Genomic DNA, 15,405 nt, shown 5'->3' on the forward strand with positions numbered 1-15,405 from the left:
CGATCACGGGCCCGGCGCTATTCCCGTAATGGCCGGACCGGTCGACTAGCTCGCCGTGGCGCTGGCGGCGGTGTCGATGAGGTCTGCGACGACGCCGGGCTGGGAGACCGCCACCGCGTGCGACGCCTCGACCTCCACCACAGTGGACCCGGCGCGTTCGGCGACGAAGCGCTGAAGGTCCGGCGCGATGGCCTGGTCCTGCTTGGTGATGAGGGTCCAGGACGGGATGGTCTTCCACGCGGCCTTTGTCACGCCGTCCTGTTGGGCGTCCGCCGAGGCCGGTCGCTGCGTGACAGCCATCACCTCGGCGGTCCCGGTGTCCACGTCGGCGGCGAAGACCTCGGGGAACTTGGCCGGATCGACGTACTGGTCCATGCCCGTGCTGCCGTCGGGAAGGGTGAACGGCACGCCCTTGATGGCCTGGAAGAGCTTACTGACGGCGAACTTGGCCCCCAGCGTGGCGACGCTCTCGCCGGTATCCGGGCTGACACTGGCGACGTACACCAGTGCCTTGACCTTGGAGACGCCGTCCGCGGCCTCGGTCATCACCACTCCGCCGTACGAGTGGGCGGCCATGACGACCGGCCCCGACACGGTGTCCAGCACAGAGCGCACGTATGCCGCGTCGTTCTGCACACCGCGCAGCGGGTTGGCGACAGCCAGGACCGGATAACCCCGGCGCTTGAGGTCGGCAATGACGCCGTTCCAACTCGACGATTCGGCGAATGCGCCATGGACCAGAACAATTGTCGGCTTGCCCTGCCCGGACATATCAGAAGCGACGCTCATGTGGCGGTCCTTTCGAGAGGCCCCACTGCCCGGGAACACGGGTCGGCGAGGACGGTCGACGGGCGATTCACCGCAGCACGCACCGGCCCGCATTTCCGGCCCCGGTGCGGCGTAGCCTCCAATATTCAGCACGGATAAGGCTGCTGTCAGCGGGACGCAGAAACGGAGTGGATCATCAACCGTGTAGCGGCTCAGACCGAACGTTCTATCGCTAAGATGGGTGCATGACTCGCGGCGCACCCGAACCCCGGCCCTCCGAGGCGCGGCTCCGGCTCCTGGCCACCGCGACCAGGATCTTCTACGCCGAGGGCATCCACTCCGTCGGTGTCGACCGGATCATCGCGGAGGCGAAGGTGACCCGGGCCACCTTCTACCGGCACTTCCCCAGCAAGGACGACCTCATCCTCGCCTACCTGCGCGAAATCCACGGGATGGAACGCGGCAGGGTCGAGGCGGCTCTCGCGGCCGACCCGTCGCCGGCCGGCGCTCTCCTGGCCATCGCCGGCTCGATCGCTGAGAGCATCCAGTCCTCCGGCTTCCGCGGATGCGCGTTCCTGAATGCCGCAGCGGAGTATCCCGACCCGAACCATCCCGTGCACCAGGAGGTCATCGGCCACCGGCAGTGGTTCCTGGACACGCTCACCGCGCTCATGGCGCAGGTCCACGAGGAAACGGCCGGTCCTGCCGCGCGCCACTTCGTCATGCTCCGCGACGGGGCAATGGCGGCCGGGTGCCTCTTCGATCCCGCGTTGGTGTCGGAGACGTTCCTGCGCGGGGTCGAGGGACTTCTGGACATCAACTCCGAGCGTCAATCGGCGCAGTCACACCGCTAGCCTCCAGGCCACAGCGGGGGCGAGAGCGGCGATGGCCGGCCGTTCGGGACGGCCGGCCATCGGTACGACCCAGGTCAGCGGCCGTACGCCTCCAGCAGGCGCAACCAGACCTCGCTGACCGTCGGGTACGAAGGGACGGCGTGCCACAGTCGGTCCAGCGGAACCTCGCCGACGATGGCGATCGTCGCCGCGTGCAGCAGTTCCGCGACGTCCGGGCCGACGAGGGTGAAGCCCACTATGACGCTGCGGTCCTCGTCGACGACCATCCGGGCGTGCCCCTGATAGCCGTCGGCGTGCAGCGCGGATCCCGCCACGGCCGCCAGGTCGTAGTCGACGACCCGGACCCGCAGCCTGGCGGCCTCGGCGGCGGCTGCGGTCAGCCCCACGGAAGCGACCTCCGGATCGGTGAAGACGACCTGCGGCACGGCGCGCTGGTCGGCGGTGGCGACGTGCCGGCCCCACGGGCCGTCCTCGACCGCTTCGCCCTTGGCCCGTGCCACGATGACGTCGCCCACCGCGCGGGCCTGGTACTTGCCCTGGTGGGTCAGCAGCACGCGCCGGTTGACGTCACCGGCCGCGTACAGCCAGCCGTCGCCGACCAACGCCCCGGCGTCGTCGACGACCCGCAGCGTGTCGTCGACGGTGAGCCAGGCGCCGGGCTTCAGCCCGATCGTGTCCAGGCCGATGTCCTGGGTGTTCGGCGTACGGCCGGCAGCGACAAGGACCTCGTCGGCGTCGACCTGCTCGCCGTCGGTGAGCGTGATGTGCACTGTGCCGGCGTCGTCCCGGCTCACCGACGTGGCCTCGACACCGAGACGTACCGTCACGCCGGCTTCCCGCAGGGACTGCGTGACCCGCTCGCCGACGAACGGCTCCGCCTGTTGCAGCACACCGTCGCGGACCAGCACCGTCACAGTGGATCCGAAACTGGCGTACGCGGTAGCCATCTCCGTGGCCACCACTCCCCCGCCGATGATGGCGAGGCGGCCAGGGACCTCGCTCGCGGATGCCGCCTCACGGCTGGTCCACGGCGTCGCCTCGGTCAGACCGGGGACGTCCGGCACCCGGGCGCCGCTTCCGGTCGCGACGACGACGGCGTGTCGAGCGGTGAGCGAGATCGTGACACCCTCCGCGCCGCTCACCTCGACGACCCGGTCGGAGCTGATCCGTCCGTGGCCGCGATACAGCGCGATCCCCGCGGAGTCGAGCCAGGACACCTGCCCGTCGTCCTTCCAGTTCGAGGCGAAGGAGTCGCGGCGGCGCAGCACGGCGGCCACGTCCAGGTCGCCCGTCACCGCCTCGCGGGCTCCAGGCAGCCGACGTGCCGCCTGGAGCGCGGTCTGACTGCGCAGCAACGCCTTTGTCGGCATGCACGCCCAGTAGGAACACTCACCACCGACCAGTTCCCGCTCGACGATGGCGGCGGTCAGGCCGCCCTGCACGACGCGGTCGGCGACGTTCTCGCCGACCGGCCCCGCGCCGATGACGATGACGTCGTACGTGGCGTTGTCCATGTCAGTTTCCCTTCGCACCGCGGCTGAGGCGGATGGCGGAGATCAGAAAGAAGATGGCGCCGGGGATCGCGTAGCCGACCGCGTTGGTCAGCACCGGGTTGTCCGCGGAGGCGGCGGCGATGAACGACCCGCCGGCGAGAACGGAGATCCCACCACTGATGATCATCGGCCACTGCCCACCCATCTTGCGTCGGCTGACGGCCACGAGCAACTGCACAAGGCCGGCCACAACCGCCCAGGCGCCCCAGACACGCAGGGCCGCCGGGATGCCGGACGTGCCCGCGACGGCCAGGCCGACGGCGGCGAGCAGGCTGATCGCGACGTTCACGTACAACAGGGTGGGTGTTCCGGTGGCCCGGGAGGACCGGGCGTCGACGACGGCGGCGGCCACGTCGAACAGCGGGTAGATGACGAGCAGCGCCACTGTGAGCGGGGTGAGGTCCCTGGCGAGCGGGAACGTCACGGCGGCCCAGACGATGGCGAACGCGAAGCGGCCGAAGTGCAGGCGACGCAGGGCGTCCGCCGTCGTCGAGACGCCGGAAGGGGCAAGGGTGGTCATGTCATCCTCTCGAGATCACTTAACGAACGGCCGTCGACGGGAGTGGCGTGGCACGGGGCTACTCGATCTCCGAGAACAGCCCCGTGATCTCCACCTGAGCGCCTTGGAGCCCGCCGAAGACGGCGCCGGCGGCGGGCGTCGCGACCGCGGCGGACGCGTCGTCGTAGGAGGCGAAGTAGAGGTCGAGCGTCCGGTACGCAGGGGTCGGCGTGCCGTCCTCCTTCGGCCACACCTTTGCCGATTCGACCCGCTGGAGCTTCGGGAACGCCTCCGCGGCCCGACGCACATCGGCGTAGACCTTCTCGAACTCGGCGGGGTTCGCGGGGTTACCAACGATCAGCGTGATCTTGGTGGGCAACGGCCTTCTCCTTCGATGCTTCTCTACGCGGGAGGGAGTGGCACGGCGCCGAGGAGGTGAACTCCCCGCTGCTCAGGACCACACTCGCACTGCCGCCGGAGGCGTAACGAACGTTCTGTCTCGTCGTACGCTACTGGCGCGGAGCACTATCGTCAAGACCGATCGTTCTACCTACTGCGGCGCAGGGACCTCACGCCTCGCTGACGCGCCCCCGGGCGCTTCCCGCCCGATCGGCGAGGCGGGGCGCTCCACCGGCCGTCCCCGGCTCCGCAGGGCGTCGAGCAGCGCGACCAGGGCAAGCACTCCGGCCACCACGCTCAGCCCACCATCCGCTCCGAGCTGGCCAACGCCGGCGTCACCAGCAACAGAGCCACGAAGCCGATCACCTTGGGGTGGGAAACCCGGCCGAAGATCTCGTAATCCAGCCGAATACGAGCGACGAGGAAGAGCATCGGACCGCCCACCACGAAGAGAAGCCAACTGAGCTTCGGCGGCCCGTACGGATGGTCGATGACCAGCTCGTAACCGACCGAGGTGACAAGCACGCTGAGCACGATCACCAGATGCGTCCGCTCCGACGCCGCGCCCAGCCGACCGGGCGTCGTCGCCTGCTCCAATGCCTCGGTCAGCAGCAGACCGGCGCGGTAGAAGTAGATCCGCCAGAGCAGCGCGCTGGTGGCGAAGGCGACAGTGAAGGCGGCGGCCCTTTCCCCGGAGTAGTCATTGCCGCTGAAGACCACGCCGATGACGAGGATCGATTCACCAAGTGCGATGAGGAACATCTGCTGATAACGGTCGGCGAGATGCGTACCGGCGATCCGCCAACGTCCCACCTGTGAGGCCCCGAGCCGCGGCAGGGGCCAGCCGAGGGCCCACGCGAGGTAGTCGACGGCGAGGGCGGCAGCCCAGAGCGACGTGCGAAGGTGTTCCGGGCCCAACGCGCCGGCCAGCCACAGCGGCGCGCTCGCCGTCGACCACGCCGCCAGCCGGAACGGCACCAACCGCCGCGGATGGCCGCGCAGCGCGGCGGCGACCACCAGCGGCCGCACCACCATCACCATCAGGTACGCGGCCGTGAACGGCAGCGCCCGCTCCTCCATCGCGCGTGGCAGCGCCACCGCCATGACCAGGCCGGCGAACATGGTGCCGACCACCACGGCCTGGATGATCGGCTGCTCCGGCTCGTAGCGACTCGTGATCCAGGCGGTGTGCGACCAGATCAGCCAGAGCGCCAGAAACAGCAGCAGGGTACGACCGAACCCGGTGACCAGCGCCCAGCCGGTCTCGTCGTGCAGGCCGGCGAATCGTTGCGAGACCCTACTGAGGGCCACCACGAAGGCCAGATCGAAGAACAGCTCCAGGAACGTCGCGCGGCCCGAACTCGCGGGGGGACGTAGCAGCTCGGCCCGCGCTGCCGCCATCGTCCGCCCCCGCCTACCTCCGTCCGCCCCTTGTCGCACCAACGAGCACGCCGCCGGACAGGTTGCGTCGGCCCTGACGGCGCACAGTCACGCCGCGCCGCATGGGCAGCTAGCCGACGATCCGACAGCGCTTCTGTGGCACGGCAGGCGGCCCGCCACCGCCGCGGCCGTGGCGGGCCCTCCGCACGCGGAGACAGCGCTCAGGAGCCCGGGGGGACGACCTCCATCTGGCCCATCATTCCGAAGGCGGAGTGGTCGAGCATGTGGCAGTGGTAGAGGTAGCGGCCCACGAACCCGTCGAACGTGGCCTGCACGCGGACGGACTCCCCCGGACGTACGTAGATGGTGTCCTTGAACCCCGACTCCCCGGGTGACGGTGGGGCACCGTCGCGGTCCAGCACCCGGAACTGCGCCAGGTGCATGTGGAAGGTGTGTTCCAGATTGAGGCCGGCGTCCCCGTTGACGATCTTCCAGATCTCGGTCGTGCCCCGCGTGATTGTCGTGTCGACCCGTGCCGGATCGAACGCCTTGTCGTTGATCAGGCTCGCGAAGGTGACCGGGTCCACTCGCATCACGAACAGCCGCTCCGCGGTGGCACGCGGCATCGGCGGCAGCGGTCGCAGCTGCGGGGGGACGCGACTCGAGTCGGTGGCACGCCGTACGACGTCGAACCGCACCAGCGGGCCACCGGTGGCGTCGGCCAGGAAGACCTGGTCACCGATTGCGTTACCGGAGAAGTCGATTACCACCTCGGCGCGCTCGGCCGACCCGAGCAGGATCGACGTGCGGGGCACCGGTGCCGGCAGCAGGCCACCGTCTCCGCCGATCTGGAGCAGGGTCGCCCCATTCGCGTGGACCTCGAAGGTCCGGTGGGTTGAGGCGTTGAGCAGGCGCAGCCGATAACGCCGGGCCGCCACCGGGAAGTACGGCTGGTGCCGATTGTTTGCCAGAAGCGTGGTGCGGCTGAACGGATCGGCCTGGTTCCACACGAGCGTGCCGTCCTCGGCGAAGAGCGAGTCACGCAGCGCGATCGGGATGTCGTACTGCCCCGACGGCAGGCGCAGACCGGCCTCGTCCGAGCCCTCGATGAGATAGAAGCCGTAGAGCCCGCGGTAGACGTGCTCGGACTCGGTGTGATGGCTGTGATCGTGGTACCAGAGCGGGGCGCCCGCCTGCTGGTTCGGGTAGTCGTACACCCGCTCCTGTCCGGGCTGGATGAGGTCCATCGGGTGACCGTCGTCCGCGGCGGCGACGTGGCCGCCGTGCAGGTGCACGTTCACCGGCTGGTCCAGCCGGTTGCGGTAGGTGACCCGCACTCGGCGGCCCTGTCGGGCGCGGATGGTGGGGTTCACCGCGTGGCCGCCGTAACTGAGCATCCGGCTGCGCAGCCCAGGAACGATCTCGACGTCGGCGGTGGTGACGTCGAGTCGGTAGTGGTCGGTGGTCGCCGTGACGGCCACCGGCCGCAGAACGGGCGGCACCACCAACGGACGAGTGAACGGCTCGCCGGTGTCCGCCGACGGCACCGGGCGCGACGGGCGGCGGTGGTGGTGCCGGGGATGGCCGCCCGGCGCGGCGACCGCTGGTTCAGTCGTCTCGGCGGTGGGGATCACCAGCGCGACGCCGGTCGCACCCCCCAGCGCCAGCATGGCTCGTCGGTCCACAACGCCCCCGAATCGTCGGTTGCGGTCGACCACCTCCCCGGCCGTCCGCGTCGCGGTTGATGGTGGCACCCCGTCGACGTCGAATCTTCTCCCAGATTGCGCTTCCGGCCTCCGCTGCGGCGCCTCGCGAGCGAGGGTGACGTCGACAGATGCGACGACCGCGCCGGCCCCGGTGGTCCGCCCTAACAGGGCGGTTCCGGAGCCGGCGCGGCGGATCAGCGCGAGGCCGTGGCCAGTGTGGCTGGCACGCCCGGGGAGACAGGTGCCCGCCGGTCACGCCGCCGCTCGGTCCACCAGACGAACCACCAGTAGAGGCCGCGGATCAGACAGACGATGGTGACCGCGAAGAACAGCGTGTAGACGATGTTGAACACCATCAGCACCCCGTAGACGATGCCCACCGACGACCCGAACATGAACTGGTTCTTGAACGAGGTCGGGGTGGTGCCGGGGTCGGTGATCATGTAGTTCGTGAAGAGGACGAACGCCACACCGGTCATCGGGACCAGCGCAGCCCAGAGCGCGACGTCCCAGACGAAGTGTCGAATGAGCGCCTGGATCACGAACGCGCCGACCCAGCCCATGATCAGCGGAACCTTCTTGGTGAGGACCGCGTTGAGCACCGTCCCGGAGGTGATGATCACCAGCGGCACCACGATCCGGATCACGTCCGGCACGTTCTCGGTGAAGTGGTACGGCGGTGCGATGTTCACCCAGGAGAACGCCAGCAGTGTGATGGTGATGCCGAGGTTCGACGGGTTCATGTAGTGCCGCATCCGGCCGCGGATGGGCGCCTGGAGAACCGCCTTCTGTCCGATCGCGACCACCACAGCGAACGCGATGGGCCAGAAGTTGTCATTGGCGTACAGGAGCATGTTCGCCGCGAGCGCGGTGATGTGGGTGGGGAGCAGGAAGGTGTAGAGACCCCACATCCCGTTGCCGCGATAGGCCGGGGCGCGCCTCCGCGACCACGCCACGATGGCCTCGATCCCGATCTCGGCGGCGTAGCCGACGGCCAGCGCCAGGAACGGCCAGGTCCAGGGCTGCTCGAAGCCGAGGACGGTGTAGCCGAGGATGTTGAAGATGCTCATCGAGATGGCGAAGTTGCGCAGCGCGATGTAGCGGGGATCCTTGGGGTCCACCCGGGGCGGGGCGCCACTGGTGGCCTGGGTGGAGCCCGCCGGTGCGGGGGTGGTGGTCGCCGACGCCGGCACCCCGACGGCTGTGGAGCCGGGTTGATAGGTCTGCGTCATGACGGCTTCACCTCCTGAACCTGAGTCGTGAGCATGAGGTCGTGCCAACCCGGGGAGAGTTGCAGCTGCTGGCGGTGCGCGACGCCGTCCAGGTCGCGCCAGCAGATCTCCGCCGAGACCGGCTTTGCGCCGTTCTGGCCGAGGCCGAAGAAGACGTCGAAGCTGCGCTTGCCGGAGTGGCCGCCACCACCGTCGAGCTGACCCACACGGGTGCTCCCGTCGGCGAGCGTGAGCTTCACCTGGGCTCCGTACGCGGGTGTGCCGACCGGTCCGGCGCCGCCGGCGGTGGCGCCGAGCGCGGGACGGTGGAGCCGCAGCCCGAGGAAGTCGCCCCGCTTGTCGCTGGTGTTGCGGTAGTACGCCGGGGGACCCCACTGCCGGGCGATGGCGAAGTCCTGACCGCCGTCACCGTCGACGTCGGCTACCGCGACGCCCCGGGTCGGGATGGGCGCGTCCAGCTTCAGCTCGTGGCTGAGATTGACGAACCGCCCGTTGTCCTCGCGGACCCAGAAGCCGACCGGCTCGGAGCCGGCGATGTCGTCCCCGGGCACCGCCTTGGGCCACATGTCCGGCTCGCGGAGCATCAGGTCGTTGCTCATCGCGAGTTCCTGGAGCCAGTTGAATCGGTTGATCTCGCCCTTGACGAACCCGCTCGCCTGCACGACGGACAGGTTTCCGCTGTTGTCGAAGTCCGCCATCTTGGCGTCCCAACCCCAGCCGATCCAGGCCATGTTGAGCCGGGCCGCCTTGTTCTCGAACGGCGCCCGGCCCGCGGCGAGCTGGGTGCGGGCGTCGGCGGCGTCCTTGGCGGTGTTCTGCCAGACGAAGTTGCTCTCCTCCAGGCCCCAGGAGACGGTGATGTTGCTGACGAACATGTCGAACCGACCGTTACCGGATAGATCGGCGAAGTCGATCGACATGCCCTTGAACGAGTCGTGGCCGACCACAAGCGACTTCGGCGTCGCCGGCCCGCGACTTCCCTCCACGAGGGAGAAGCGGATCTGGCCGGGAGTGGAAACGTTGTGGAACAGTCGGTCGTTGCCGAAGTCGTTGGCCAGGTACAACTCTGGCAGCAGGTCACCGTCCAGGTCGGCGGACGCCGCGCCGAGGGTCCACCCGGTCGCCACCTTCGGGTCCAGGGCGAGCTGCTCCTCGAAGAGGACCGAGTCGGCCGACGCGGACTTCCACCGCAGCAGATGCGCCCCGCCGCCGTTGCGGGCGGTCGACATGGAGTGGTTCATCTCCACGTTGGGCTGACCCTGCGGATTGAGCACCTCGCTGTCCCGGAAGTAGTTGAACACTCCGAGATCCGGGTGGCCGTCACCATCGAAGTCCGCTACCGCCACGGCGTTGGTGTTCCACAACTTGCCGTGGTACTGGCGGTCCGGCGTGGGCTGCTCCGGCACGATCTCCACCGGACGGAAGCTGGCGAGGCTCAGTTCGGCCTGGGTCGCGCGGTTCAGGAAGAGCACGGGCGTCCGGCCCCAGTAGTAGACGACCAGGTCGTTCCACCCGTCGCCGTTGAAGTCACCGGGAACGCAGCCCATCGGCGCCATCGTGGTGCTTGTCGGCAGCGGGGCCGGGTCGAGCACGAACGGCTCGTAGGTGCCGCCGCTGCCCGGGGCGGGGGTCACGATCGCCGCGTCACTGCGGGTGTCGACCAGGCAGAGGTCGTTTGCCACCCCACCGCCGTCGAGGTCGTTGACGGCGACCGCCGCGCCGACCGACGAGACCCACGACTTGATGTGCTCGTACTTGGGGTTGACCTCGCGGACCGTCCGCTCGGGCAGGCCGGGCGGCAGGGCGATCGGCAGCTCGGTGAACCCGAACCGGGACGCCAGGGTGGCACGGTCCGCGGCCGACGCCTCCGGCAGGCGTGCCACCTGGAACAGTGCCGCCAGGAGCACGAGCACGAAGATGGCGGGAGCGAGGCGGCGGAGCTTTTCGACGGGTTTTGTTGGCATCGATTCCCCTTGCTTAGACGGCGTGCGGCACGTCCGGCTTCCGCTGCCCGGTCTCCGACCTGAGGCCTGACGCGCCGGCCGGCCGGGCTACCACCAGGCGGTGCCGTGGGCACGGCACCGCGCCGGCGACGACGCGGCGGATGGACGGGAGTCGGCACTGGATGACCGGGGCGGATCACCGCCACCCTGCCGGAAGTGCCGACGGACGACATCGGGACGAATTGCGGTCCTGACGCTGGTTATCCTCGGGCCCGGCCACTCGGCATGTCTTCTCGATAATTGCTCTGCAAACCTCGGTAACGGCTGTTTCGCAATTCTGGAGAAACGTTTTCGGTCGTGACGGCCCGTCGGCCGGACCGAGCTGGTGCGCCGTTCAGCGCTCGGGAGAGTCGCCCTGGTCTGCCTGGCGGGCGGCGAGGCGGTGCTCGTAGGCCATGCGCCTCATCACCGCGAAGGCCACCTCGAGCAGCACGGTGCGGGCGACGACAGTCGCGGCCGTGGACTCCGGAGGCACGTTCTCGGTGCTGCGAGCGAGGCGTTCGGCGGCCTCGGCGTACGGTACGAACGCCTCCGCCCCGCAGGAGCAGCCGAGCCCTTGGAGGGCTGCGAGAACCTGGGCGAGGGTGTCGCGCTCCCGGGCGTCGGCGGAGATCTGCCAGCCGACGGTGTCGATGAACTGATCGGCCTGCTCCCGAGCGGTGCGCAGCGACCGCGCCTCCGCGTCCGGCAGCGGGTGTTGCGGCAGCAGACGGTCGTTGACGACCCGGGCCAGATCCTGCGGGGACAGGCAGTTGGCATCGATCGCCACAAGCACCTCCCGCACCGAGGCGAGGCTCATCATCCCGATCCCGGTGAGCAGGCGGATCAGCCGAAGCCGGACAAGGTGCGACTCGTCGTACTCGGCCTGGTTGCGGGCTGTGGGCGTGCCAGGCGGAAGGAGCCGCTCACGGAGGTAGAACTTGATGGTTGCCACGGAGACACCGCTCTGCCTGCTGAGATTCGAGATTTTCATCGAACTCCATCAGTTGTTCAGCGATGACCTTGGCTCATGTTGCCACACCCTACCTGGGAGCGACAGGGCTGCCGAAGCGTCGCCCTCCCGACAGCATCCGAGGGGAATTCCGGACACTTGACCAGTAGCGGCATCATTCGCCTTTAACCCAAGGTCGCTGCACTAGCACTGTGCGTAACTGCCGCGAAATGCCTGCTCAACGGGCACGGCACGCCACCTCAACGGAAGTTGCACGCAGTCGCCAAGAAGATCGAGCGTCACGCTCCGTAGAAATTACCGGATAGTGGAAATTGCCAACTTCTCCTTTCTGAATGATTGCTCTCTTTGCCTGCTGCGCACCCCCACCAGGAGGACGTTTTCCCAGCTCAGAAGGGACTCGGGCGGTCCGGCACCCACGCGCGGCCAGTCCCGCCTGCGGGTGTCCCGGATGAGCTATTGCCGCCGAGGGCCTTCGCAACTAACATCAATTTCCGTCACTCGGCGCTACGACGGGGGGAAGAACGTGCGCGTGGCGTTTCAAGGACCACCCACGCGCCGCACTTCATCCCCAGGGAATAGGGCCAGCAATCCGGCAATTCGTCAGTGGATCCCCGCTGGAATTGCACGGGCTGCGTTCGCCACTGGCTCGCCTTATCCCCCGCCGTTGACACAGACCTTTAACTGGGGAGGTACAGAGGTCATGGACAAATCTGCAGAAAAAGCCGTCGAGCGCGTCATCGCCGCCATGCACGACAACCTCGGTGAACAACTCACAATCGACGACATGGCCCGCGTCGCGATGTTCAGCAAGTTCCACTTCTCGCGAATCTTCCAGCGGGTGACCGGGGTGTCCCCCGGCAGGTTCCTGTCGGCCCTTCGACTCGAACAGGCAAAGGAACTGCTGACCTCCACATCATTCAACGTGTCGGACATCAGCCTCCGGGTGGGTTACACAAGCGTCGGCACGTTCAGCTCCCGGTTCACCCGAAGCGTGGGGCTCTCCCCGACCACCTATCGCCGGATGCGGGGCATCGCGCCCCAGATCCAGCCCGAGACCGACCTCGACCCGACGAAGACCACAGGCGTCGTCCGGGGCACCGTGACCCCCGCCGACGCGGACCGACCCGGCCTCACATTCATCGGCCTGTTCCACGAACGCATACCGGAGGGCCGACCGGTGAGCTGCACGGTGCTGGACGAACCGGGTGGGTTCCTGCTCGACAAGGTGCCGCCAGGATCGTGGTACCTGCTCGCCCACTCCGTCGAGGAAAGCGCCGAGCAGGCCGTCGAGGCGGTGTCGTTGCGCGGCGTGGGCCTGGCCGCGGGCACGGTCGGCCCGATCAGCATCGGGCATTCGACGGTCATCGAGAACGCCGACCTCGCCCTGCGACCGATGCGCTCCCTCGACCCGCCCGTGCTGCTCGCCCTGCTCGACGTACGCAAGACGGCCCTCGCACGGGCCGGTCGGACGCTGCCGGAGCGGTACCCCCTGGCGGCCTGACCACCCGCCGGCGCCCTGTGGGCCGGCCACCGGTTCTCCGGTGGCCGGCCACACGCGTGTCTACCCCACACGGCGGTCGAGCTGGGCCGAAAGCTGGCTGAATGCCCGCAGCGGTACCCGAGGGTCCAACGGGCGCGACGGGCGGACAACGACGTGGCCGGCGCCCGTAGGCGCCGGCCACGTGCGGGTCCAACCGTCAGTGCACCGGTCGGACCGTCATCGGCAGGCCGCCCCGCACCCGCAGGGACAGCATCGGCTCGGCTGTCACCGGGTAACCCGGCTTCAGGACCAGGTCCAACTCGCGCACCAGCATCGCGATGACGAAGGTCGCCTCCATCATCCCGAGGTGATTACCCACGCAGAACCGGGGCCCGGCGCCGAACGGTATGTAGGCGTACCGGGGCCGGTCGGTCGGCCGATCCGGGTCGAAGCGGTCCGGGTCGAACCGCTCCGGCTCGTCCCACAGATCAGGGTGCCGATGCAGGGTGTACGGGCTGATCAGCACATCCGATCCGGCGGGCACGTGGTAGCCGTTGACCTCGTCGTCCTTCAGCGCGAGGCGGGGCAGCAACCACACCGGCGGGTACAGCCGCATAGCCTCCTCCACCACCGATGTCGTGTAGGGAAGACGGTGCAGGTCCTCGTACGTGGGCGGCCGGTCACCGAGCGCGGACGTCACCTCGGCCCGCAACCTCTCACGGACCTCGGGGTGCTTGTCGACGAGGTAGAGCGTCCAGCTCAACGTGCTGGCCGTCGTCTCGTGCCCGGCCAGCATCAGCGTGACCAGCTCGTCACGCAGCCGCTGCCGCCCGACCCGCCGGTCCTCCTCGGCCGCCGTGGACACGACGAGCCGGGACAGCACGTCGTCACGCCCGTCGCCGGCGGGGTCGCGATCGGCCACGAGCCGGTCCACGACCCGCTCCAGGTCCCGACGGGCACGCCGAAACCGCACCTGTCGCGGTAGGGGAATCCACGTGGGAACGGCACTCAGCGTCTCCAGCTCGAACATCGCCTGATCCTGCACCGCGGCGAAGGACGCACCCACCGACCCGAAGGCACTGGCGTCCGCGTCCAGCAGAGCCCGGCCCAGCACCCCGAGGGTCAACCCGGTCATCTCCTGGACCACGTCCACCGGCCCCTGCCCCGCGTACCGACGCAGACGCTCGACGAGCAGCGCCCCCTCCTCGGCGATCACCGGCGCCATGGCGGCGACGCGACGGCTCTGGAACGTCGGTTGGATGACGCGACGCTGCTTGCGCCAGAGCTCACCCTCACTGGTGAGCAGGCCGTCGCCGAGCGCCCGCTTGGCGTGTCGCAGGCCGACGCCCTTGTGGTAATTGGCGCTGTTGTCGGCAAGCACGTGCTTGGCGTGGTCAGGATGGTTGAACAGGTAGAGGGTGATCGGCCCGACCGGCAGCCGGACGGCGTCGCCGTACTGTGCCGCGGCGGTGGTGAGCATGCTGAGCCGGTCCCGCCGCATCGCCGCGAGCAGACGCAACGTCGCGGTCCGGGGTGGCCCCGGCGGTACGCGCCGGCGTATCTGGTCGAGAGTCATATCGCCACATCGCTTCGCTTGGGTTCGACCTGCCGGAAGCCGCCGTTGACGAACAGCAGCGCGTCGTTCTCGAGACTGCGGTCCATCGACAGCAGCTCCCCCAGGAAGATGCTGTGGTCGCCCCCCTCGTACGTCCGCCGCAACTCACACTCGAAGTGGGCGAGCGCCCCGCTGATCAGCGGGGCGCCCGTCTGGGGTCCGGGCAGCCAGTCGACGCTGGCGAACTGCTCCCGGCCCAGCGGCCGACGGCGGTCGGCGAAGTAGCGCGCCACGGCCTCCTGCTCGGCGGCCAGCACCGAGACGGCGAAGACGCCGGCGCGGGACAGCACCTGGTGCATGACCGCCTCCCGACCCACGCAGATCAGCACCAGCGGCGGTTCGAGAGACACGGTGGCGAACGAGTTGGCTGTCATCCCGTGCGGGGTGGCGCCGCCGACCGTCACCACCGTGACGCCGGTGGCGAACGCCCCGAAGGCCCGCCGGAGCAGTTTCGCGTCGGTCACCTGAGCGGGCGGCCTGGCATGAATATCCATGAGCGCCTCCTATCGGCTCGGACGCCTCACCCGCGGACGGGTGCGCGTTGGTACGGCTCGAGTGCGCGGGCGAGTGCCTCCGGCACCCGGGCCGGAAGGGTTCGAGTGTTCGGGCCGCGCATGCAGGCCACGCGTTGACTGCCGCGGGCGATAAGCGTCTCCGTGCCGTCGGCGTCGAGCCGGACGTAGTCGAAACCGAACTCGATCTGCGTCTGCGCCAGCTCGACCAGGCGCATCCGGATGGCGAGGTCGTCGAAAGCGGTGATCTCGGCGAAGAACTCGCAGTCCACCCGGAGGGTGAACAGCTTGAGATCGTCCTGAAGGTCGGCCAGGATCGCCGGGGCCCGCTCCCGCAGGAACATCTCCCGGCACCGTCCCTGCCAGCGCAGGTAGTTGACGTAGTAGACGTTCCCGACGATGTTCGTCTCCTCGAACCCGACGGTGTGCCGGATCTCGTAGTAGCTCTCCAC

At 68.9% G+C, this 15,405-nt stretch carries 14 protein-coding genes; 2 read left to right on the top strand and 12 right to left on the bottom strand.

Annotation, left to right across the window (positions count from 1 at the left end; translation table 11 throughout):
• Positions 1 to 45 precede the first annotated feature (45 nt).
• Entirely contained in the window at positions 46 to 789 is a 744-nt protein-coding gene (locus ACPXB1_RS03820) for an alpha/beta hydrolase (protein ID WP_231640229.1), read from the bottom strand.
• 224 nt (positions 790 to 1,013) lie between these two features.
• Between ACPXB1_RS03820 and ACPXB1_RS03825 the strand changes: the two genes are divergently transcribed.
• Positions 1,014 to 1,622, top strand: coding sequence for a TetR/AcrR family transcriptional regulator (locus ACPXB1_RS03825; protein WP_053660677.1), 609 nt, complete (start codon positions 1,014 to 1,016; stop codon positions 1,620 to 1,622).
• A 74-nt stretch (positions 1,623 to 1,696) separates the two neighbouring features.
• Here ACPXB1_RS03825 and ACPXB1_RS03830 read toward each other — a convergent pair whose 3' ends face one another.
• The 8 genes from ACPXB1_RS03830 to ACPXB1_RS03865 all read right to left on the bottom strand — a co-directional run bounded on the left by ACPXB1_RS03830 (position 1,697) and on the right by ACPXB1_RS03865 (position 11,367).
• Positions 1,697 to 3,136, bottom strand: a complete 1,440-nt coding sequence (locus tag ACPXB1_RS03830; RefSeq protein WP_053660679.1) for a dihydrolipoyl dehydrogenase family protein — start codon at positions 3,134 to 3,136, stop codon at positions 1,697 to 1,699.
• Between the two features lies 1 nt (position 3,137).
• Complete coding sequence (locus tag ACPXB1_RS03835) at positions 3,138 to 3,695, bottom strand: hypothetical protein (protein WP_053660681.1); 558 nt, start codon at positions 3,693 to 3,695, stop codon at positions 3,138 to 3,140.
• Between the two features lie 58 nt (positions 3,696 to 3,753).
• Positions 3,754 to 4,053 carry a hypothetical protein gene (locus ACPXB1_RS03840; RefSeq protein ID WP_053660683.1) on the bottom strand — a complete coding sequence of 100 codons (300 nt, stop codon included), beginning with the start codon at positions 4,051 to 4,053 and terminating at the stop codon, positions 3,754 to 3,756.
• Between the two features lie 317 nt (positions 4,054 to 4,370).
• Positions 4,371 to 5,474 carry a low temperature requirement protein A gene (locus ACPXB1_RS03845; protein WP_231640230.1) on the bottom strand — a complete coding sequence of 368 codons (1,104 nt, stop codon included), beginning with the start codon at positions 5,472 to 5,474 and terminating at the stop codon, positions 4,371 to 4,373.
• Between the two features lie 200 nt (positions 5,475 to 5,674).
• Complete coding sequence (locus tag ACPXB1_RS03850) at positions 5,675 to 7,123, bottom strand: multicopper oxidase family protein (protein ID WP_053660686.1); 1,449 nt, start codon at positions 7,121 to 7,123, stop codon at positions 5,675 to 5,677.
• Positions 7,124 to 7,353: 230 nt separating this feature from the next.
• Entirely contained in the window at positions 7,354 to 8,391 is a 1,038-nt protein-coding gene (locus ACPXB1_RS03855; protein WP_053660688.1) for a hypothetical protein, read from the bottom strand.
• Positions 8,388 to 10,355 (bottom strand): CRTAC1 family protein, encoded by a 1,968-nt coding sequence (locus tag ACPXB1_RS03860; protein ID WP_082377713.1) that lies wholly within the window; start codon positions 10,353 to 10,355, stop codon positions 8,388 to 8,390. The genes ACPXB1_RS03855 and ACPXB1_RS03860 overlap by 4 nt, the downstream gene beginning before the upstream one ends.
• Before the next feature lie 373 nt (positions 10,356 to 10,728).
• Entirely contained in the window at positions 10,729 to 11,367 is a 639-nt protein-coding gene (locus tag ACPXB1_RS03865) for a MerR family transcriptional regulator (protein WP_082377714.1), read from the bottom strand.
• A 679-nt stretch (positions 11,368 to 12,046) separates the two neighbouring features.
• On the opposite strand from ACPXB1_RS03865, the gene ACPXB1_RS03870 reads away from it, so the two are divergent.
• Positions 12,047 to 12,847 (top strand): helix-turn-helix domain-containing protein, encoded by an 801-nt coding sequence (locus tag ACPXB1_RS03870; RefSeq protein ID WP_053660694.1) that lies wholly within the window; start codon positions 12,047 to 12,049, stop codon positions 12,845 to 12,847.
• Between the two features lie 196 nt (positions 12,848 to 13,043).
• On the opposite strand, the gene ACPXB1_RS03875 is transcribed toward ACPXB1_RS03870, so the two are convergent.
• Genes ACPXB1_RS03875 through ACPXB1_RS03885 form a run of 3 tightly spaced genes read right to left on the bottom strand, consistent with a single transcriptional unit; the run spans position 13,044 to position 15,405 of the window.
• Positions 13,044 to 14,402, bottom strand: a complete 1,359-nt coding sequence (locus tag ACPXB1_RS03875; RefSeq protein WP_053660696.1) for a cytochrome P450 — start codon at positions 14,400 to 14,402, stop codon at positions 13,044 to 13,046.
• Positions 14,399 to 14,935, bottom strand: coding sequence for a flavin reductase family protein (locus ACPXB1_RS03880; RefSeq protein WP_053660698.1), 537 nt, complete (start codon positions 14,933 to 14,935; stop codon positions 14,399 to 14,401). Before ACPXB1_RS03880 ends, ACPXB1_RS03875 begins: the two co-directional genes overlap by 4 nt.
• Positions 14,936 to 14,961: 26 nt before the next feature.
• On the bottom strand, positions 14,962 to 15,405 hold the full coding sequence (locus ACPXB1_RS03885) for an acyl-CoA thioesterase (protein WP_053660700.1): 444 nt from the start codon (positions 15,403 to 15,405) through the stop codon (positions 14,962 to 14,964).

This window comes from Micromonospora sp. DT68, assembly GCF_049847245.1.
Taxonomy (GTDB): domain Bacteria; phylum Actinomycetota; class Actinomycetes; order Mycobacteriales; family Micromonosporaceae; genus Micromonospora; species Micromonospora profundi.